Source organism: Pseudoalteromonas amylolytica (genome assembly GCF_001854605.1).
Taxonomy (GTDB): domain Bacteria; phylum Pseudomonadota; class Gammaproteobacteria; order Enterobacterales; family Alteromonadaceae; genus Pseudoalteromonas; species Pseudoalteromonas amylolytica.
The window spans coordinates 266,139-286,057 of the sequence record NZ_MKJU01000022.1; the positions used below are offsets into that span (position 1 = coordinate 266,139).

Annotated in this window: 19 protein-coding genes; 12 read left to right on the forward strand and 7 right to left on the reverse strand. The window is 43.8% G+C overall.

Features of this window, described 5'->3' with window-relative positions; all coding sequences use genetic code 11:
- Positions 1-15 precede the first annotated feature (15 nt).
- On the reverse strand, positions 16-1,542 hold the full coding sequence (locus BET10_RS05650) for a DUF3369 domain-containing protein (protein ID WP_070983956.1): 1,527 nt from the start codon (positions 1,540-1,542) through the stop codon (positions 16-18).
- Between the two features lie 63 nt (positions 1,543-1,605).
- The gene (locus BET10_RS05655) at positions 1,606-2,001 is read right to left on the reverse strand and encodes a DUF2721 domain-containing protein (RefSeq protein ID WP_070983957.1); all 396 of its coding nucleotides are present in this window, start codon (positions 1,999-2,001) and stop codon (positions 1,606-1,608) included.
- A 36-nt stretch (positions 2,002-2,037) separates the two neighbouring features.
- On the opposite strand from BET10_RS05655, the gene BET10_RS05660 reads away from it, so the two are divergent.
- The 3 genes from BET10_RS05660 to tsaD all read left to right on the forward strand — a co-directional run bounded on the left by BET10_RS05660 (position 2,038) and on the right by tsaD (position 4,044).
- Positions 2,038-2,370 carry a putative signal transducing protein gene (locus BET10_RS05660; protein WP_070983958.1) on the forward strand — a complete coding sequence of 111 codons (333 nt, stop codon included), beginning with the start codon at positions 2,038-2,040 and terminating at the stop codon, positions 2,368-2,370.
- Positions 2,354-2,944, forward strand: coding sequence for a YjaG family protein (locus tag BET10_RS05665; protein WP_070983959.1), 591 nt, complete (start codon positions 2,354-2,356; stop codon positions 2,942-2,944). The genes BET10_RS05660 and BET10_RS05665 overlap by 17 nt, the downstream gene beginning before the upstream one ends.
- An 86-nt stretch (positions 2,945-3,030) precedes the next feature.
- Positions 3,031-4,044 (forward strand): tRNA (adenosine(37)-N6)-threonylcarbamoyltransferase complex transferase subunit TsaD, encoded by a 1,014-nt coding sequence (gene tsaD, locus BET10_RS05670; RefSeq protein WP_070983960.1) that lies wholly within the window; start codon positions 3,031-3,033, stop codon positions 4,042-4,044.
- On the opposite strand, the gene plsY is transcribed toward tsaD, so the two are convergent.
- The gene (plsY, locus tag BET10_RS05675) at positions 4,041-4,628 is read right to left on the reverse strand and encodes a glycerol-3-phosphate 1-O-acyltransferase PlsY (protein ID WP_139158539.1); all 588 of its coding nucleotides are present in this window, start codon (positions 4,626-4,628) and stop codon (positions 4,041-4,043) included. The two genes, tsaD and plsY, sit on opposite strands and share 4 nt — an antisense overlap.
- A 114-nt stretch (positions 4,629-4,742) precedes the next feature.
- On the opposite strand from plsY, the gene folB reads away from it, so the two are divergent.
- The 3 genes from folB to BET10_RS05690 are packed head-to-tail and all read left to right on the forward strand — an operon-like array spanning position 4,743 to position 6,387.
- The gene (gene folB, locus BET10_RS05680; protein ID WP_070983961.1) at positions 4,743-5,096 is read left to right on the forward strand and encodes a dihydroneopterin aldolase; all 354 of its coding nucleotides are present in this window, start codon (positions 4,743-4,745) and stop codon (positions 5,094-5,096) included.
- Between the two features lie 2 nt (positions 5,097-5,098).
- Positions 5,099-5,587 carry a 2-amino-4-hydroxy-6-hydroxymethyldihydropteridine diphosphokinase gene (gene folK / locus BET10_RS05685; protein WP_070983962.1) on the forward strand — a complete coding sequence of 163 codons (489 nt, stop codon included), beginning with the start codon at positions 5,099-5,101 and terminating at the stop codon, positions 5,585-5,587.
- On the forward strand, positions 5,584-6,387 hold the full coding sequence (locus tag BET10_RS05690) for an undecaprenyl-diphosphate phosphatase (RefSeq protein ID WP_070983963.1): 804 nt from the start codon (positions 5,584-5,586) through the stop codon (positions 6,385-6,387). Before folK ends, BET10_RS05690 begins: the two co-directional genes overlap by 4 nt.
- A 44-nt stretch (positions 6,388-6,431) precedes the next feature.
- On the opposite strand, the gene BET10_RS05695 is transcribed toward BET10_RS05690, so the two are convergent.
- Entirely contained in the window at positions 6,432-7,538 is a 1,107-nt protein-coding gene (locus BET10_RS05695; protein ID WP_070984061.1) for a tRNA nucleotidyltransferase/poly(A) polymerase-related protein, read from the reverse strand.
- Positions 7,539-7,641: 103 nt separating this feature from the next.
- On the opposite strand from BET10_RS05695, the gene BET10_RS05700 reads away from it, so the two are divergent.
- The gene (locus BET10_RS05700; protein WP_070983964.1) at positions 7,642-8,556 is read left to right on the forward strand and encodes an ExeA family protein; all 915 of its coding nucleotides are present in this window, start codon (positions 7,642-7,644) and stop codon (positions 8,554-8,556) included.
- A gap of 10 nt (positions 8,557-8,566) precedes the next feature.
- Positions 8,567-9,589, forward strand: a complete 1,023-nt coding sequence (locus BET10_RS05705; protein ID WP_070983965.1) for a general secretion pathway protein GspB — start codon at positions 8,567-8,569, stop codon at positions 9,587-9,589.
- Between the two features lie 3 nt (positions 9,590-9,592).
- Here the strand turns inward: BET10_RS05705 and BET10_RS05710 are convergent, their stop codons facing one another.
- Together BET10_RS05710 and putA are read right to left on the reverse strand one after the other, a co-directional pair.
- Positions 9,593-10,813, reverse strand: a complete 1,221-nt coding sequence (locus tag BET10_RS05710; RefSeq protein WP_083330449.1) for a cyclic di-GMP phosphodiesterase — start codon at positions 10,811-10,813, stop codon at positions 9,593-9,595.
- Between the two features lie 174 nt (positions 10,814-10,987).
- Positions 10,988-14,791, reverse strand: a complete 3,804-nt coding sequence (gene putA, locus BET10_RS05715) for a bifunctional proline dehydrogenase/L-glutamate gamma-semialdehyde dehydrogenase PutA (RefSeq protein WP_070983966.1) — start codon at positions 14,789-14,791, stop codon at positions 10,988-10,990.
- Between the two features lie 287 nt (positions 14,792-15,078).
- Here putA and BET10_RS05720 point away from each other — a divergent pair, with 287 nt between their 5' ends.
- Positions 15,079-15,564: a winged helix-turn-helix transcriptional regulator gene (locus tag BET10_RS05720; protein ID WP_070983967.1), complete on the forward strand. Its 486-nt coding sequence runs from the start codon at positions 15,079-15,081 to the stop codon at positions 15,562-15,564.
- A gap of 39 nt (positions 15,565-15,603) precedes the next feature.
- Here the strand turns inward: BET10_RS05720 and BET10_RS05725 are convergent, their stop codons facing one another.
- A complete protein-coding gene (locus tag BET10_RS05725; protein ID WP_237125483.1) occupies positions 15,604-16,245 on the reverse strand; it encodes a TIGR04211 family SH3 domain-containing protein in 642 nt (213 codons plus the stop codon).
- Positions 16,246-16,410: 165 nt separating this feature from the next.
- On the opposite strand from BET10_RS05725, the gene BET10_RS05730 reads away from it, so the two are divergent.
- From BET10_RS05730 to BET10_RS05740, 3 genes are all read left to right on the forward strand, one after another.
- On the forward strand, positions 16,411-17,931 hold the full coding sequence (locus BET10_RS05730; protein ID WP_070983968.1) for a CYTH and CHAD domain-containing protein: 1,521 nt from the start codon (positions 16,411-16,413) through the stop codon (positions 17,929-17,931).
- A 6-nt stretch (positions 17,932-17,937) separates the two neighbouring features.
- Positions 17,938-18,600 carry an START domain-containing protein gene (locus tag BET10_RS05735; protein WP_070983969.1) on the forward strand — a complete coding sequence of 221 codons (663 nt, stop codon included), beginning with the start codon at positions 17,938-17,940 and terminating at the stop codon, positions 18,598-18,600.
- A 105-nt stretch (positions 18,601-18,705) separates the two neighbouring features.
- Positions 18,706-19,632, forward strand: coding sequence for a DMT family transporter (locus BET10_RS05740; RefSeq protein ID WP_070983970.1), 927 nt, complete (start codon positions 18,706-18,708; stop codon positions 19,630-19,632).
- Positions 19,633-19,919: the final 287 nt, after the last annotated feature.

A 19,919-nucleotide genomic window follows, 5' to 3' on the forward strand; every position in this document is an offset into this window, starting at 1 on the left:
TTCTGCTTACAAAAGTCAATCGGGGTAGCTATCTCTAATTGCAATAAACTGATCTAAGTTGTTTATAAACAGATCAACAAGCTTTGGTTCAAACTGCTTCCCTTTCTCAGATTGTATCAGCGCTAACACTTTTTCTAAAGGCCATGAAGGTTTATAACATCGATCGCTACCTAATGCGTCAAACACATCAGCCAAAGCTGTGATACGGCCAACAATATCGATTTGTTCACCTTTGAGACCTCTGGGATAGCCAGAACCATCCCACTTTTCATGATGCTGATGGGCTATTGTAGCGCCACATTGTAAAATTTCGTTAGAAGAATGTTGTAAAATTTCGTAACCAGTCTGAGCGTGGGTCTTCATAATTTCCCATTCAGCATCGTTCAGTTTGTCTGGTTTATTTAAAATTTCATCTGGTATGCTGATTTTTCCAATATCGTGTAGTGGCGAAGCGAGCTTGATGATCTCGGCGTAATAATCAGACAAGCCGTACAGTTGCGCCATTAGCATACTGTAGTGAGCGACCCTTTTGACGTGTGAACCAGTCTCTTTAGAGCGACGCTCAACGGCCTCACCAAGAATATAGGAGAGTTCTTTTTGTGAATCTTTTACCGTTTCTCTTAATTTAATATTGTCGTAGGCCAACGCGATGTTGTTGGCAAAAAACTCCAGCAGCTGTCTGTCAGTGCTTTTCATTTGCGAGTCTTTGCCAACATACAGCATGGTTTCACCGCCACCAGCGGAAGGAAAGTAGCCGACGTATTCCGTCTCTGTAGATCGAGATGCCTTGAGGTTATGAGATTCGATGAATAGCTCTTTAACATGGTCGGGTATTACGGATGAATTTGGTTCTACGCCTTCACCTGATGCAGCTAATAGCTTGAAGTGTGAACCTGACTCTTTACGGTTATTAATGGCGGCAGCACAATAAATATCGTTATCACTGAGCCCCATCACGTTAGACACATGTGCCAAAATAGTGGAAGCGAACTCCCTGACACTGTTGCATTTCAAAAAAGAGGATGAAGCATTAATTATTTGTTCTAATCCTCGTTTGTGTTTTTCAATGGTTTGAATGTCTCGATGAGCACGTAATGCTGAGTAGAGTAACGTTTTCAATTTAACTGCGGTTAACTCAGTTTTATTCTTGTAGTCGTTAATATCGTAGTCTCTGATCACAGATTCTTCAGGTGCTTCCCCAGGTTGACCTGTGCGTAGAATAAGCCTCACATCATGATTGGCTAAATCGTTACGAATATATTTTATCAGATCGAGCCCAGCATGGCTGGTCTCCATGACTACATCTACCAAACCTACCGAAATGAGCTGCTCTTTTTCGAGTATTGTTTTGGCTTCTTTTGCAGAATAAGCATGGTGAAAACGTAATGGTTTTTTTTCAAATTCAAAACCAGACAGAACTAGTTTTGTAACTTGGTGAATATCCTCCTCGTCATCAACAATCAGAATGTCCCAGTATTCAGACTTTAATTGTGGGGTCGTTGGTTCTTCAATAGAATCATCAGAGAAAAGAAAACTGCTCACTCGTTGGCCCTTTAATGACTGTTTACTTTGTCAGTATAGTCATTAAAGTCAGCATCTGCTTAATCAAGAAGTTGGCTTTTTCTCGATATTTTGCAATTCTATTTCTATGGCATCACACGAAATATGTATCTCGTACAAAGAGATAATCAGTGACACGATGAGGCAGCATAAACTGGTGCCAAACAGGATGATGCCGGTCATCGCGACATCGATGAACAGTGCAAACATTGATAGAGTACACAGTAAAAATGCGACCACGCCCCATACTTGCATGAAGCGAATTAACTTAATGCGTCTTCTCAAGTTATCAATCTGTGCTCGAACTAATGGGCGGATACTGTCACCTTCACGGGCATTTAGCTCCCTGATGAGTTGTGCCAAAACTAAAAATCGATTTGTGTAAGCCAATAAAAGTAGTGATATCGCAGGAAATAAAAGTCCAGGAGTGGTTAGCGTCATTTGAGCCTCTTCAATAATCAAGATTGAGTAATAATTATGACAGATAATAGCTTTAAATGGCGATGCGTATTTACAACAGATAGCCTGCTTGAAGCGCATATCGTAAAAGGTTTGTTAAGCCAAGCTAGAATTGACTCTCGTGTGGATGGTGAACCTTTACTAGGAGGGATTGGTGAAATACCCGCTGATCAGGCAAAATTGAGTTTAATGGTTTATGAGATAAAAGTACGCGCAGCACAAAAAATATTGGTAGACTACGCGCAAAAGCAACTTACCTCAGACTGGCGTTGCAACCATTGTACAGAATTGAACGGACCAGCATTTCAATATTGCTGGCAATGTGGAAAACAAAATGACCAAAGCGAATAATTTCCAGCGCATCAGAGAACTTAACTATTTACAACAGGCTGTGTTAGCAGCGGCTATTATCGAAAGAATGTTGCCTAATTATGGACTATTTAGTGAAGCAACGGGATTTGGTGATGAATCAGCCCTGAGAAATGCACTGAATGTCTGTTGGGAGAAACTATTGTTACCGAAAAGTAAGATTAGTCTCGAAAAGCAGATAGAAAAAGTTGAACCTAATGTACCTGAACTTGCAGAGTTTGATATGTTTGGTACTTATCCCGCAATTGATGCGGCAACAGCATTGTTGGGGTTAATGCATGGTCTGATGGCTAAGGATGAGCAGGAGTTTATCAGTATCGCTAAGATATCTCAGGCGACGGTTGCTCGTTATGTTGAGTTTATATTGCTTAACGAAGACATTGAACCGGACAATAAATTAGTTCGAGATCATCCTGTGATGCAGTACGAGATAGAAGTTTTATCTGAGCTTATTGATTTTGTTGAGAATATGGGACGTATCGGCTCAGATAACGTCAAAGAGCTTAAACAACTCGCTATTGCTGATGGCCAAACGAACATAGGTTTGGCCATTTAAGCGCAAATTCGAGGGGATTCGCTTGCCCTACGAAAGTAGCAGCAGGTAAAATACTCGCCTTTTAATCAAGTCTTGGGAGAATCTGTGTGCGAATTTTAGGCATAGAATCATCGTGTGATGAAACCGGTATTGCGATTTATGATGATGAGCAAGGCCTACTTGCGCACCAACTGTACAGTCAGGTAAAAGTCCATGCAGATTACGGTGGCGTGGTGCCTGAATTGGCATCTCGCGATCATGTGCGTAAAACCATTCCCTTGATTGAAGCCGCTTTTGCGCAAGCTGGATGTGGTCCAGAGTCTCTTGACGGTGTAGCGTATACAGCGGGACCAGGCTTAGTTGGTGCATTATTGGTGGGCACGTCAATTGGTCGCTCTTTGGCTTTTGGCTGGAATATTCCAGCTGTCGCTGTTCACCATATGGAAGGTCACTTGTTGGCACCTATGCTTGAAGACGACCGCCCAGAATTTCCCTTTATTGCGCTGTTGGTATCTGGTGGCCACACTATGATGGTGAAGGTTGAAGGTATTGGTGAATACGAAGTGCTAGGTGAGTCAGTGGATGATGCCGCAGGTGAAGCGTTTGATAAAACGGCAAAACTACTCGGCTTAGATTATCCAGGTGGACCATTACTGGCTAAAATGGCTCAGCAAGGTGTTGCAAAACGCTTTGTGTTTCCAAGACCGATGACCGACAGACCGGGTCTTGATTTTAGTTTCAGTGGCTTGAAAACAGCAGCGGCAAACACCATTCGTTCAGCGGGGGATGATGAGCAAACTAAAGCGGATATCGCCCATGCTTTTCAAACAGCAGTCATCGATACACTGGCCATAAAGTGTAAAAGAGCCTTAAAAGAGACAAACATTAAACGTCTTGTTATCGCCGGCGGCGTGAGTGCTAATATTGAGCTAAGAAACAAACTTGAGCGTGTAATGCAAGGAATGCAGGGGAAGGTGTATTACCCACGTACCGAGTTTTGTACTGACAATGGTGCGATGATTGCGTTTGCTGGGATGCAGCGTTTAAAGGCCAAGCAATATGCACCGCTTGATATGAAAACGCAACCGCGTTGGCCATTGGATAGTTTAAAACCGCTTTAGGTCTTTTTTTGTCCTACTTTGGGCTCCTTACCTTGCAGGAGCCTTTTGATATTCTCTCTGTGTCTGAAGATAATCACTATGGTTAGGAAACTCACAGGTAACGTGTAAATTGGTTTAATCCACCAAGTATACAGTGGTGCCAGCGTCACGGCTGTGATGGCAGCCAAGGATGAGTAGCGAGTGATCCATAAAACTACTAGCCAAGTACCGATAAGTAACCCGCCGAGCGATAAGCCTATTGGTAGCAGCGCACCAAATGCAGTTGCAACTGCCTTACCACCATTGAAGTGAAAAAATATTGGATAAATGTGGCCTAAACATGCAGCCACGGCAACAGCGCCAAGCCAAATAGGTTCAATCTGTAAGAAATATGCCCCCCACACTGGGATTGTGCCTTTGAGTATGTCGAATACTAATACCAGCACAGCAGGCAACTTACCACCCAACCGCAGTACATTGGTTGCGCCAGGATTATGTGACCCTGCAAAGCGAGGATCAGGCAAGCCGAACATACGGCAAACCAACACGGCTGACGAAATAGAACCAATTAAATAGGCACACAGACAGATTAAACTAACTAACACGTTTTTCCTTATTTTGTCTTGTGACGTTTTCGGCTATGATCGGCGTTTCTATGCCGACTGTGGATAACTTAATAAGTAGTCACAGAACCCAGTTATGCAATCAGTGGAGTATCAATGGATAAGGTCTATATCTCACAACTACACGTCGAAACTATAATAGGAGTTTACGACTTTGAGAAGGAAAGTAAACAAAGCTTGTACTTTGATATTGAGATGTTGACCGACATTTCGGCTGCAGCCCAAAGTGATGACATAAATTTTGCGCTTGATTATGCCAAAGTCAGTGAGCGGGTGATTGAGCACGCGACAGCTAAACCTGTAGAGCTACTAGAAACTTTGTTAGAGCAACTGGCCGCCATAATCTTGGCCGAGTTTAATACTCAACAAGTAACAATAAAAGTGAGTAAACCTGCGGCGGTGCCTGCGGCAAAAACAGTTGGTGTTGAAATCACCAGAGTGAAAAGTTAGTTATGGCACAGATTTATATAAGCCTCGGTTCAAACGTAAATCGTGAACATAATTTAAAGGCGGGCCTTATAGCACTGATAGAGCACTTTCCTCGCTATACACATTCTAGCGTTTACGAAAGTGAAGCGGTTGGTTTTAACGGCAGTAACTTTTATAACTCGGTGCTTGGTGCCTCAACAGACCTTTCTTTAGAGCAAGTATGCGTGTTGCTCAAACAAATTGAGCTGGATAATGGTCGTACGCGTCAGGATAAAAAGTTTAGCCCACGAACTTTAGACCTAGATTTACTATTTTATGATGATGTGATTTGTGAGCAGCCAGCCCAATTGCCTAGAGATGAAATAACCAAAAATGCCTTTGTGTTGTTGCCGCTCTTTGAAATTGCGCCGGAACATATTCATCCCGTGTGTCAAAGAAGTATTGCCGATATTTGGCAAGCTTATAACAACCCTAATCAAAAATTGTGGAAAGTGGAGTTTTCGTTGCCGTGAGTATTATTGAAATTATCGTTTTGGCGTTAGTTCAAGGATTAACCGAGTTTTTACCTATATCGAGTTCTGCGCATCTTATTTTGCCATCGCAGATCTTAGGCTGGGCTGACCAAGGAACCGCTTTTGATGTGGCGGTACACGTGGGAACGTTACTGGCAGTCGTGATTTATTTTCGTAAAGAAGTTACAGACATTCTGGGGGCATGGTTTAGCTCCTTTGGTACGCAGGGGAAAAGTGATGATAGCCAACTAGGGTGGTGGATTTTGCTTGCGACCATTCCATCGTTAGTTATTGGCTACTTAGTGAAAGACTTTGTTGAGATATACTCACGCAATGCCTGGATCATTGCCACTACTACGGTGGTGTTTGGTTTACTGCTATGGTATGCGGATAAAAGCGCAAAGCAAATTAAGACCATCTATCAACTTAATTGGCTCAGCGCGTTACTGATTGGACTATCTCAGGTGGTTGCGATGATATTTCCTGGCACTTCACGTTCTGGGATCACCATGACTGTCGGCTTGTTGCTTGGACTAAATAAACAAAGCGCAGCACGCTTTTCATTTTTAATGTCTATCCCTGTGATAGCAGCTGCGGGGTCATATTACGTATATAAGCTTTCAAGCGGTGAAGAAATTATTAACTGGAATGCGATTGTGCTCGGGTCAGTATTGTCATTTATTACTGCCTACGCATGTATTCACTTTTTCTTAAAAGTCATTGAACGCATGGGAATGATGCCATTTGTGATCTACCGATTATTGCTCGGTGGCGCATTGTTTGCTTTCTTGCTCTGGTAATACCTATCGTTTAACCGGGCCCGCATCAAACGATGCGGGCTTTTTTATTTTAATGCCAATGCAATAGCCTCTTCTCTAGCTAATGCTAATTGATGTTTTATTTCTGCTCCCTTAAATCCTTGTTCGATGATACTTTGCGGCGCAACGGCCAGTGCAGCTTGAGCCGCTCGTTTTAGTGTATCGATCACTTGGTTGTTTATCTGCTTGTCTGCTTTGGCAACTTGGCATAACAGCTCAAAACGTTCGGGGCGACGCCAAATGTCTAACCGATTAAACATAGCCAGTGCAGTTTGTGTTGTAACTTGATTGTGTGACAACAGTGATTGATGTTGACAGTAATCTCGTGCACTTTGCGCGTATTTATTAGGGATCTTTAGTTGTTGTTCAATTCCCTGCAACGCATCTAGTGAACTTGGCGCAAGCCACAGGCTAAATTGAATAAGCTTGTAGTTTAGCAAAGTGTCGTCAAGAGATTGGATGGCGCTTGCTAATTGCCTAGCATGTTTTTGGTTCCAGTAAGTGAGCATTGGCATGATTAAGGTCAGCGCACCTAGTTCGTGTAAGATATTACTAAACACATCAATTTGGCCATCACTTAGACTTTTTTCAATCTCCATCCAAACACGCTCTTTGGTAAGTGTTGCCAGCTCTTGGTTTGCCACCATTTTTGCCATTAGCTGTTGGGTTTCAGGTGCGATACTAAACCTAAGGTAGTGGTACCGAGCCCCAAAACGGGCGACCCGTAGCACGCGAAGGGGGTCTTCACTAAATGCCTCGCTGACATGGCGCAAGACACGGTTGGCTATATCTTGCTGCCCACCGTAAGGGTCAATTAAATTGCCTTGCTCATCTTTGGCGATTGCATTGACGGTTAAATCTCGACGGTATAAGTCTTGCTCAAGTGTGATGGAAGGCGAAAAATCACAAATAAACCCACCATAGCCTTGACCTTGTTTACGTTCCGTTCTGGCTAGTGCATATTCTTCTTTGGTTTTTGGATGTAAAAAAACGGGGAAGTCTTTTCCGACTTGGCTATAGCCAAGCGCCAGCATTTGCTCAGGCGTGGCGCCAACCACCACATAATCTCTTTCTGTAATAGGACGTTGTAGTAATTCATCACGTACAGCGCCGCCAACTAAATACACTTGCATCTTAGCCTCAAATAAACAAATTACGCAAAATAAGAAACAGGGTTTTAACTTACCGTGTTTTTTTGCCATTATAGGCACCATCATAACAATAAAGAGACGCATCGTGTATTTACGCTATTTTGGACTAAGCGAAAAACCGTTTTCCATTGCACCTAATCCTGAATATTTATTTCTAAGTGATAGACACAAAGAGGCACTCGCACATTTAACATACGGCTTGGGGGATGCTGGGGGCTTTGTATTGTTAACGGGTGAAGTGGGCACAGGAAAAACCACCGTAACTCGTAGTATGCTAGCACAGTTACCAGAAACAACTCAGGTAGCATTTATTTTAAACCCGGCGCTGTCGGAGATAGAGCTGCTCGCCAGTATTTGTGACGAGTTGAAAATCGACTATCCGGCTGAGCAAGCAAGCTTGAAAGTGTTGACTGATTTAATTAAGGCCAGACTACTTGAGAACCATGCTCTTGGTGGTCACACCATGTTGATCATTGATGAGGCACAGCACCTTGCTGCTGAGGTTTTAGAGCAACTACGTTTGTTGACTAACTTAGAAACTGACCATAAAAAGTTGCTGCAAATTGTGTTGGTAGGCCAGCCCGAGCTGCAACACCTGTTGCAGCGTAATGAGTTGCGCCAGTTGGCACAAAGGATCACCGCTCGCTATCACTTACTGCCGTTAACTCAGTCACAAGTGTATGCGTATATCCAACACCGACTACAAAAGGCTGGCAGTCAAACCATGATTTTTGATCATGATGCGATTGCGTATATGCATAAAGTGACCGCTGGGATCCCTAGACTTTTGAACTTGCTTGCTGATAGGTGTTTGTTGGGCGCTTACTCGGCGCAGCAGCAAGTGGTGGATAAAAAGATTGCGATGCAGGCGGCCAAAGAAGCGTTGCCTCTTAATTTAGTACCTGAAAAGTCCAGACCAGTCCAGCCTAAAGTTTGGTGGTTGTCATCAGCTGCGTTCGCGAGCTTTGCGCTTGGTTTTGTCCTTTCATTCATTTTTTAATTGGTGAGTTATGTCGTATTTAGTTAATGCATTAAAGCAATCACAGCAAGCAGGGCATAGTGAGCAGGATCATTTAGCTTACCAGCACCAAAAACAACTTAAACTCTATCGCACCATGATACTAGGCTTATCAGCGCTCGTGCTTGTCGGTGGCTTTGCTTTTGTAGGCTACCTAAGTGGACACTACCTGCAATCCTCGCTGGCACAACCAGCTGAGCCGGAACTCGCCAAGGTTGAGCAAAGCGCTGAGAAACCAAGTGAAGGTAAAAGTGAGGCTGCTCAAAGGGATGTTGCCAATGCTCCCGTGACGGCTGCAACCCCCCAAATAACCTCATCACAACCGGTAACGGTTAATACCGCTTTACCTGTGCAAGCACAACCTGTGACTCCAGCGATGGTAAATAACGCGGTTATGAACCCACAGGTGCAATATCAATGGATGTCGGTGCAAATAGGAGTGGATGTCAGCGGTCAACCTGTATATAGGCAGCAATTAGTGCCCGTGATGAACCAACAGGTAGTCAATGCGCCACCACAGCAAGCAGCGCCACAGGCTTGGCCACAGTCGCAGGCTTCAGTGCAAGCGCCGTCAACAGTACAAGGTGCGACGGAGGATCTCAGTCAATATAGAGTGTTGGGTAAACCACTGAGCCAACCACTAGAGCAAGCCGCTCAAGACCCTGAGTTGGCTGGCGTATCAAAAGAGTTGCAAGAGGCGTTCGCGCAAGCTGTAGCTGACACAGAAAATGCCCAGCCACATAACGTTACCGCCAGCAGTAAAGACTCTGCACGGGCAACACCTGTTGAATTGTTACCAGACGCATTGCAGCAGTCACTGCCAACATTGCGTTATCAGGCTCATATTTACGCAACGGACCCAGAAAAGCGCTGGATTAAGCTAAACAATCGGGAGTTATATGAAGGAGATAACATCGGGGCTCTCAAGTTGCTAGAGATCACGCCAGAGCAGGCCTTGTTTAACTTTGATGGTTATGAATTCAGCATGAAAGCAATGCAAGATTGGCTGCCATAGGTGTTATGGCAGCATTGAATGTTTAAAGAACTTCATTAGATTGAGGCTGAACTCCTCAGGTTTAATAGCAGCTTCAATCTCATCTTCAACCCGTTTACTGGATAGGTCTATATCTCGCACCTCAGTATAGTGCATGTTCTTGGCGTGATAAAAAACCTTCACCACAGGTTGTAGCGGTGTCTCCGGGTTACTTTGGCTAATGATTCCAACGCGTTGACTCTTTAACTTAACCAACGTGCCCACAGGAAATACGCCAATACACTGAATAAAAGCATTGAAAAGCGATTCATCATAGTGGTGGGGAACATGCTCGCGCAAGATTTTAAATGCGGCGACGGGAGTTTTACCCGTTTTATAAACGCGATCCGCGGTGATGGCATCATAGCTGTCGACGATTGCGACCATACGTGCATACTGAGAAAGCTCGTCGGCTGCTTTTGCAAATGGGTAGCCGCTGCCATCTAAGCGCTCGTGATGAAATCCTGCAATTTCAGTTGCGATTTTACCCAACTTGGCACCGGAAACAATCTCATAACTATAGTGGGCATGTAGTTTCATCTGTTCATATTCATCAGGGCTCAGTGCACCTGGTTTATGTAGAATCTCATCTGGCACCTGAATTTTCCCGATGTCATGTAGCAATGCCCCCGTAGTGACTTGTTCAATAATGTCTCTCTCAAATGAAAGATGCTTGGCCAAAATACTGACTAAAATCGCCACATTAATGGAGTGCTCTAACAGATACGCGTCTTTTTCTTTAATTTGTGCAATACATGCCAGTGCATCTTGGTTTCTAAATACCGAATCAATCAAACCACTTGCTGTATCCTGAAACGGTGATAAATCTAGCTGTTTGCCTTCTTTTAAATCAGAGAAAGTTTTTTGCTGTAGGGCCTTAGCCTGCTGGTATAGCTCATTTGCTTTATCCAGCTCACTCTCTATTGAGGTAGATTTATGCCAAGGATCACGGGCCTTTTGAGGAGCTAACACTTGTTCAGGCTCACCACTTACAGACTCTTCAGCTTGAGAGCTTGCTTCTTGGCTTGCGCTGAGTGTCTTATCGGGGTCTATTTCTACTGCCATCACACCCGACTTGAGTAGGTGTTGGATACCATCTTGTGTTTTCACCCAGCCTTGGTTCTTAACTTTTACATGACCAGTCTGCTTGGTTACGCCAACTACGAACATCCCTGGTTTTAACTCACTGATATCTATAGTTTTCACGGTTTTATCTTACAAGTGACAGGTAATTTAAGGTTAGCAAAGAATCCTTCAAATAAAAGCCAAATAAGAACAAATTATGATGAGATTTTAGGAAAGAGAGCTACTAAGTCACAGTATCGCGAAGGGAAAAAAAAGCCAGCATACGTGCTGGCTTTTTCATTGTTGATAAGAGATTTATTCTTCGTCTTCAACCAAGGTCATCAGTGAGGTATTACCACCAGAAGCAGTGGTATCAATACTGATTGTCTTTTCAGTAACAAGGCGATTGATTAGCGTGTCATAGTACTCAGCACTGATCACAGGCAGAATCGCACCTGAGCGTGCAGCGAGTTGCTGACTGAAGTAACCTAAACGCGAAGAGCGAGCTGCAACGACCGCACCTGAAAGATGTGGGTGTGCCAAAATAGCCTGTAACTGGTTTGGCTTAGCAACTTGGAATACCCCTTCGGCAATACCTGTCGAGATAAACTTGTCTCTAAATGCTTGTGCTTCTTCGTAGAACAGCTCTGATGCCACGGTAATTACTGTGTTACCCGCAGCAAGTGCTGTGATAATAGAAATCGCCCAGAAGTTAAACGAGGTACTCTTATCCGCATAACATACCACACAGCCGCGTGGCTCAAGGTGTAGGGTATTTGATTCACCCGTTGGACCCGGCAATGTTGTAAATGTACGCATACGTTTTTCGAGTCTATTCAACTGCGCACGAGCATCAGCAAGCGTTTTTGCTAAGTCGTCAGCCAACTCATCGATAATCTCAACCGTTGCTATCTTAGCAAGCAACTGACGAACAGCGGATACGCGGTCATTTAGTGCGGTGTTGCGCCAAATCTTCTCATCACGCAGCGAGTTACCCATCAGTAAGTCAACTTGCTCAGAAGCCCCTGGGAAGTCATGGGTCTCAAGCTCATCAGATGTCAAGTTGGTCATTTGCACGTTCTCTGGTGAGGCTTTCTCTTTCACCAAACGATACAAGTAGTTAGGACCACCAGCTTTAGGGCCTGTACCTGATAAACCACGGCCACCGAACGGTTGCACACCAACAATGGCACCGATCATGTTACGATTCACATAAACGTTGCCCGCTCGAGACATTTTAGCTAAATACTGGCAACGCTCTTCAATACGAGAGTGAACGCCCATGGTTAAGCCGTAACCTGTGTTGTTGATCTGGTCAATGACCTTGTCTAAATCGTTTGCTTTGTAGCGTACGATATGAACGATTGGACCAAATACTTCACGCTTAAGCACGGATAAATCAGCAATTTCGTATAAACGTGGTGCAAAGAAGTAAGCACCATTTTCACTGTTATCTGGGATCTTAGATTCAAACAACAATTTACCGTTGCTCTTTAAGTATTCAACGTGTGCTGTTAGGGTATTCAGCGCTTTTTCATCGATTACCGGACCTACGTCAGTCGACAGTAAAGACGGGTCGCCAACATGTAGTTCTTGCAGTGCACCTTTTAACATCGTAATAATGCCATCGGCCACATCATCTTGTATGAACAATACGCGCAGTGCAGAACAACGTTGGCCCGTACTTTGGAAACCTGATGAAATCACATCATCAACTACTTGCTCAGGCAGTGCCGTTGAGTCCACTATCATACAGTTCTGACCGCCCGTTTCAGCAATCAAAGGCACTTGAATATCATTACGTTCAGCAAGAATTTGCGAAATTAATGTACCCGTCTCAGTGGAACCGGTGAACATCACCGCCTGAATACGCTCATCGGGTAGGATATGCTTACCAACTTCGCTACCACGCGCAACAACAGGTTGCACTACATGCTCAGGTAAACCTACCGTGTGCATTAGCTCGATACAACGTAGTGCGACATAGCTAGTTTGCTCAGCTGGCTTGGCAATTACGGTGTTACCAGTGACGATTGCAGCTGCAACCTGACCTAAGAAGATAGCCAGTGGGAAGTTCCAAGGGCTGATACACAAGATCACACCACGTGCTTCAAAACGTTCATCTTGCGCCAGCTCTTCCGCGCGAGCTGCGTAGTAGCGACAGAAATCAACGGCTTCACGTACTTCATCGATACTATCTTGTGCTACTTTACCTGCTTCTTTGATACAGATAGCAACCAGCTCATCGTGGTGACGCTCCAGAATGTCAGCGACGCGACGTAATAAATCTGCACGCTCTTTTACTGGTGTTTGTGACCAATCTGCAAATGCTTTGTCGGCATTTTCCACCATCGCTCTCATGTCATCACTTTGGTGTACGCGTACCTGACCGACCACTTCTTTGTGGTTGGCTGGGTTGCGAACTGCTAAGTAACCTTCTTTTACTGTGCTTTCGTCGATAAGGTGCTCGTTGAACCAAGTATCAAGGTTTTCTTTGAATGGCGTAAGCACATTGATATCAGTCAAGTCCAAGCCTTTTGAGTTAGGTCGCTCGTCACCATATAACTCGATTGGTAGCTTGATCTGCTTATTGAACTTATTACGAAGACCTTGCAGCGTTTCAACAGGATCTGGCAGTAGTGATTCAACTGGTTTAGAGGTATCAACAATGGCATTGACGAATGACGAGTTCGCGCCATTTTCTAGTAATCGACGTACGAGGTAGGCTAGCAAGTCTTCGTGTTGACCAACTGGCGCATAGACACGACACTGAATTTTTTCATTTTCAACGATCTGATCGAATAAAGACTCACCCATACCGTGCAGACGCTGGAATTCAAAGCCTTGATTATCGCCCTTAGCAACCTCTAATATCGTTGCTGCGGTGTAGGCGTTATGTGTTGCAAACTGCGGGAAGAGCACATCACGTGCTTCAAGTAGTTTAATGGCACATGCTTTGTACGATACATCCGTAGTTGCTTTACGAGTAAACACAGGGAAATGGTTTAAACCATCTTGTTGCGTGGTTTTGATTTCGGTATCCCAGTATGCGCCTTTAACTAGACGTACCATTAAACGACGGCCTACTCGACGAGCAAGATCCGCTAACCATTCAACAACGAAAATAGCGCGCTTTTGATATGCTTGAACTGCCAGACCAAACCCTTGCCAATCGCCTAGCTCATCGTTAGAAAATACGGCTTCAATGATATCCAGAGAAATATCTAGACGGTCTGCTTCTTCAGCATCAACGGTAAAACCAATATCATACTGTTTTGCAGCCAATGCCAGTTCTTTGAGTTTTGGCACGATTTCGCTCATCACACGCTCACGGTGACTAAACTCGTAACGAGGATGAATCGCAGATAGCTTAACTGAGATACCAGGGCTTTTAATTGGGCCTCGGCCATTTGCTGCTTTACCAATTGCATGGATGGCGTTCATGTAGCTTTTGAAGTAACGATCGGCATCAGCCATTGTACGCGCGCCTTCACCTAGCATATCGTATGAATATACGTAGCCTTTTTGCTCTTTTTCAGCAGCACGTTCGATAGCTTCATCAATATCTTGACCCATTACGAACTGCTTACCCATGATCTTCATCGCAAAGTTTACAGACTTGCGGATCACAGGCTCGCCTAAGCGGCCAATGGTTTTTTTCAATACGCCGAACTGTTGTTCTTTGTTCTTATCTGTGTAGTTAACCATTTTACCAGTAACTAACAGGCCCCAGCTTGAGGCATTTACGAATAAAGAATCACTGCTACCTAAATGAGAACTCCAGTCACCTTTGGCTAACTTATCGCGGATCAGGTTATCTTGAGTTTCCTTGTCTGGCACTCGTAATAACGCTTCCGCCAAGCACATCAGTACCACACCTTCTTCGGTAGAAAGTGAGAACTCGTTCAATAGCGCATCAACGCCATTTTGGCCGTCTTGGTCTTTACGAATGTTTAAAACCAGTTGACGTGCACGCTCCCATGCTCGGCTTCGAGCTGTAACGCCTACCTCAGCAAGTGGCAAAATATGATCGATAACTTCATTTTCATCAATACGGTAGAAGTCACGGATTTTTTGTCGGATAGGACAGCTAGTTGTCAAATCGCCGTTATAAAGCATAAGCAACCCTCAATAGTGTAGAGTCAAAAATACATGTAATTAGCGCCTGCACCCTTGGTGTAGTGCAGCAGGCCCATGGCCTTTTTAATTACGACAAATTTAATGCAGTGTGTTGAGTGCACCATATCATAATGATTTCAGTGTTTAAAATATCGCCATCACGCATTGTGTTGTATATCAGTTTTCGCGGCCATTCTATCCAAAATACAGCAGTATATGCTGTCTTATTTTTTCCGATTACGGTAAATTAGCGGGAGATTATTAACTCTCACAGAATAAAATGCTGAATGACTACTTCAATCAAAACTCGCGTACTTGATCGCATTGATTTAGCTATTTTAGATGTCTTACAGAAAAATGGCCGAATATCGAACGTAAATTTAGCCAAAGCGGTTAATTTAAGCCCCAGTCCATGTCTGGACAGAGTGAAAAAACTTGAGTCAGAGGGATATATAGAGGGTTATACCGCAAGATTGAACCCGATGAAGCTGGGGCAACATCTGGTGGCTCACGTTGAGATCACGTTAAAAAGTTCCACAGAATCTGTGTTTGATACGTTTAAACAGCACATTGCAGATCTACCTAATGTGGTTTCTTGCGATATGGTGGCGGGCGGGTTTGATTATTTGTTGAAAATTCGTGTACAGGATATGCGTCAGTATCGTGAAGTACTAGGTCAAATTGTCGAAATTCCGGGTGTTGGCACCAATCACACTTATATGGTGATAGAACATATCAAATCTGATATGGGTGTAGAGGTGCTGAACTTGTAATAAAAAAGGTCGCAATCAGCGACCTTTTTTATGTGGCTATTACCAGCCATCGTAACGTTTGCGACGTGACAGCAATAACGTGAGTATAACGCCAAACAGTAAACCCACCAGTGCGATGGCGGCTCCGTATGACAGCAGTAAATGCTGCGCTTTTTGCTTTTTGTTGATATTAGCTTGCTTCTCTTGCGTCAACGCTGTTTGTAACTCGGTAATGCTTTGCTGAAGGCGTTGGTTTTCAGCTCTTAAATCGTTATTGGCCTGCTGTAGGGTCGGTAATTCATCGCGTAAAGAATTAATTTCGCTTTGGCTATTTTCCAAAGCTTCTTTAGCTTGGGTTAGCTGTTGGCTTAATCCCGGCTCTCTAGATACAAACTTTGATTCAACCCAAGCTTCACGGCCTTTGTCATCGACAATTTGCACAAAGTCGTTCTGTTCATTAGAAATAACTGAAATAGCCGTACCCGCGTCTACTGAACCTAGAATTCGGTAGTTTTTCCCTGGGCCTGAATGTATATAAATAAACAAGTTATCGACAATGTAGGCGGCATCACCGGCTTGGATAGGTGCAGTTGTCGTTGTCTCTTCGACCGTTGAGCGTGTTTCATCTGTCTCTGCGACTTCTGCGATAGCCAAATGTGAGCATAATACCAGCAGCGTTGGTAAAACAATTCTGTTTAACATAGGTAGACCCAAGTTTTTGATAGTTTGTAGAAATAGTATGGATTTAACTCGTTAATAGCAAGTCGGCGATGAAACTTCACTGAACTTGCGGTAAAAAGTTTGCAAACAAGCCTATCATTGTATATTTTGAGCGTTCAATAACTATATAGGTATTAACTTGCCCAAATGGACACTGAAATAGAACTGAAGTTTTTACTTTCAGACAATGAAGTTCCTCTGATCCCAGGACTCATCATGCAGTTTGCGAAAACTGTTGTTAATAAACCCGCAAAGAACCTTCAAAATGCATATTTCGACACACCTAGCCGAGAGCTACGCGCCTTAGATATTGGCTTACGTACACGCTGTTGTGATGAAGAATGTGAGCAAACCATCAAGTTGGCGGGAGAAGTTGTGGGAGGGTTGCACCAGCGCCCAGAATATAATCTACCGCTAGACTCTGGCCGTCCTAACTTGCTTGCATTCGATGTGGGTATTTGGCCACATGGTATGCAAGTAGATGTTATTAATGAAAATTTATTCCCGATCTTCAGTACTAATTTCATCCGTCGCACTTGGCTCATAGAGACAGAGCAAGGTAGCAAGATAGAAGTCGTTTTGGACAAAGGTGAAATCGTTGCTCAAGGTCAAGTAGAAGCGATTTCAGAACTCGAAATTGAGTTGGTAGAAGGGCAGCGCAATGATCTGTTTTTATTGGCAGATCATTTGATTAATTTATCTGGGATGCGCTTGGGGTTGTATTCAAAAGCGGCTCGGGGCTATCGTTTGGCAGATAATAATCCACTTAAGCCCAACAAGTTCATTGGTTTTGTGCCTTTAGAACATGGTACGACGCAAGAGCAGGCATTTATTGCCACCATTAATTATTGCATTCAGTTTGTGCAAAAACATGAACAGTGCTACTTCGATAAGCCGAGCCTAAAAACGCTTAAGCGCGTGATTGATGGCATTACCTTAATTCGTCACAGCTTTAGATTGTTCAGTGCTATCGTCGATAAGTCGTCGACAGAGCACTTGCGCAGTGAACTCAAATGGCTTCTCAGTGAGCTTGAGTGGGTTGAAAATGCCATTCACCTGAAAACCTATACCTCCAAGCGCCATGCTTATTACAAGAAAATCAGTAATGCCCCTGAGTTGGCTCAGGTCATAGATGACCTGAAAGAAGTTCAGCCGACTGCCACAGACATCGAAGATTTATTTCATTGTGCCCGCTATAACCGTTTGATTTTATCTTTGACGCGTTGGTTGTTGGACAAAGGGTGGCGTCAAAACTGGGATCAAACAGCGCTCAATGGGGCTCAAATGCCACTAAGCGATGTAGCTAGAGAATTATTTGACCGAGATTGGCAGGAATTGCATGACTTGCTTCCTGAAGGAAAGGTACTGACCAAAGCCGATTACTTGCACCTTCGAGCCCGATTAGAGAATACATTACTCAATGGTAACTGTTTGGGTGAATTGTACGACAAAGAGGCGAGACAAGAGTTTAGAACGCCGTGGATTGACATCGTATATGGTATTTACGAGTTGGACACCTTGTCGTATTTGATGCAATTATGCCAAGGGCAGGAGTCAGAAAGTCTGGAAGATATTCAAGTTTGGCTTGAGAAAAAGGCTGACTTCTTGGTGGATGCGATGGAGCAAAGTCGCAGCGTGTCTTTTAAAAGCTTTCCATACTGGCGCTAATTTGAAATGTTAAAGCTCATTGTAATCGTGACAATTGCAATGAGCACTTTCTCTTGCTCAGCCACACAATGGCGTACTTGGCAAAAAGTTAATGATTTAAGCATCGCTTTTATGCCTCATGAAAGCGGCATTAACTATGTAAAAGTGAATGCCTTTTATGCGGGGGGCAGTGTTGATTCATTACTCAATGTCATGAATGACACAGAATCGGCACCACAGTGGCTAAGCAGTGTATCCTACGTCGAGGTGTTAGCGCGGCCAAATTCCGCAGAAGCTATCGTGTATACCTATTTTGATTCTCCCTGGCCCGTTAGTAATCGAGATATGGTCACGCATTCGTGTTTATCGCAACTGAGCGATACTCGGTTCCGATTAGATATTGTTAATAGCTCACTCGAGGTTCCAAAAAGCAAAGCGATACGGGTTGAACCCGTGCGTGGCTATTGGTTGCTGACGCAAACCGAGCAAGGACTTAATATAGAGCACCAAGTTTATGCTGACCCAAATGGTGCAATACCAAATTGGTTGGTCAACAAAACCGCGTTAAAAAATATTCGCAGTAGCTTTATTGCGTTAAGAGAGTTGATATCAGATGCAAAGTACCAGTCATCACCCAGTGCTTTTGTTGCGGGCAATTGTGAGGCATTTAACGAGCTCAAGGTGCAATAACGATAACCTTTAATGGAATAGATAATAAAAAACGTTTTCTTAACGCAGATTAGTCTGTACAACACATTGTTAAAAAGCGTGCGCTTTTCACCTATAAGGAGCAGTATGAACACATCAATTCAGGCGGAACGTCCCTCAGATTCTCCCATCATTTTGATGCTAGTAACGGCAATGTTGATATGGGGTGCCAGCTGGATCTCTGGTAAATATATTGCTGACCTTGCACCTGCCCCCGTAACAGTCTTTTATCGGCTAGGCATGGCAACGTTGGGTATGATCCCCATCCTTTGGTTGGTGAATCATTTTAAGTTAGTACGCTTAAGGTTCTCACGTAAAGCATTACTGTGGTCAGTTCCAGCAGGCATTATCTTAGCGCTGTACAACCAATTGTTCTTTTTAGGGTTACATGATGGTTTGCCGGGCAAAGGAGGCATGCTGGTTACCACTACCAATCCGGTATTGACCTTTTTGTTGACCATTTTAGTGTTTAAGCAAACCATCAAAAAGCTACAGGCGCTCGGTTTAGCGCTGGGTCTTACTGGTGGGTTGTGTATGATTGAAATTTGGCAGTTCAACTACCAGCAGCTTATCGCCACAGGTAATGCCTATTTTATTATGGCCTCGTTTACTTGGGCTATTCTAACCTTGGTGAGCCAGCAAGGTACTCGTTTTGCGGATTTTTTACTGTTTAGTACGTTGATGTATGCCAGTGCCACGCTCGTAAGCTATGGTTTTGCATTTGACTATTCTCCGCTTCGTAGTGTGACTCAGTACTCGACTTTTTATTGGCAGCATATGTTGTTTTTGTCTGTGATTGTTGTGAGTGTCGCAACCAGTGTGTTTTTTTTAGCAAATCAGCAATTGGGTTCTAATCGCTCTAGTTCATTTATTTTTGTGGTTCCCGCGTCGGCAATGGGGCTATCGGCCTGGTACTTTTCTGAGCCACTCTCGCTACCAGTGTTAGTAGGCGCAATACTCGCTCTTATGGCTGTTTACCTCATCAACAGTAAGCGTGGTAACAAGTTAGCCTGAACTCAGGATAAGCTACATGATACAGCACTGTGCTTTTTGCATATTTCTGCGTTGAATTCGCTATTACATACACGAACTCGCCTTGAACTACACAAAAAATACAGTATTGTATGCCTTTTTCACACAGTGCATTGATTTAATTGCTTTTCTCATATCTATTATCCCGAGTTCAGGTTAGTTATTCGGTGGGCTTAAAACCTGAGGTTATTAAGGTTGTGTTTGATGTAATGTTTTGTAATAGGACATCTTCTGAAAATCCATAATACTTAAGTGCTGATCTTAGCTAT

Excerpts from the sequence above, each read along its gene's own strand:
- BET10_RS05655 (WP_070983957.1), bottom strand. The coding sequence starts at position 2,001 with ATGACGCTAACCACTCCTGGACTTTTATTTCCTGCGATATCACTACTT.
- BET10_RS05660 (WP_070983958.1), top strand. The coding sequence starts at position 2,038 with ATGACAGATAATAGCTTTAAATGGCGATGCGTATTTACAACAGATAGC.
- BET10_RS05665 (WP_070983959.1), top strand. The coding sequence starts at position 2,354 with ATGACCAAAGCGAATAATTTCCAGCGCATCAGAGAACTTAACTATTTA.
- folB (WP_070983961.1), top strand. The coding sequence starts at position 4,743 with ATGGATAAGGTCTATATCTCACAACTACACGTCGAAACTATAATAGGA.
- folK (WP_070983962.1), top strand. The coding sequence starts at position 5,099 with ATGGCACAGATTTATATAAGCCTCGGTTCAAACGTAAATCGTGAACAT.
- BET10_RS05695 (WP_070984061.1), bottom strand. The coding sequence starts at position 7,538 with ATGCAAGTGTATTTAGTTGGCGGCGCTGTACGTGATGAATTACTACAA.
- BET10_RS05705 (WP_070983965.1), top strand. The coding sequence starts at position 8,567 with ATGTCGTATTTAGTTAATGCATTAAAGCAATCACAGCAAGCAGGGCAT.
- putA (WP_070983966.1), bottom strand. The coding sequence starts at position 14,791 with ATGCTTTATAACGGCGATTTGACAACTAGCTGTCCTATCCGACAAAAA.
- BET10_RS05720 (WP_070983967.1), top strand. The coding sequence starts at position 15,079 with ATGACTACTTCAATCAAAACTCGCGTACTTGATCGCATTGATTTAGCT.
- BET10_RS05725 (WP_237125483.1), bottom strand. The coding sequence starts at position 16,245 with ATGTTAAACAGAATTGTTTTACCAACGCTGCTGGTATTATGCTCACAT.
- BET10_RS05730 (WP_070983968.1), top strand. The coding sequence starts at position 16,411 with ATGGACACTGAAATAGAACTGAAGTTTTTACTTTCAGACAATGAAGTT.
- BET10_RS05735 (WP_070983969.1), top strand. The coding sequence starts at position 17,938 with ATGTTAAAGCTCATTGTAATCGTGACAATTGCAATGAGCACTTTCTCT.
- BET10_RS05740 (WP_070983970.1), top strand. The coding sequence starts at position 18,706 with ATGAACACATCAATTCAGGCGGAACGTCCCTCAGATTCTCCCATCATT.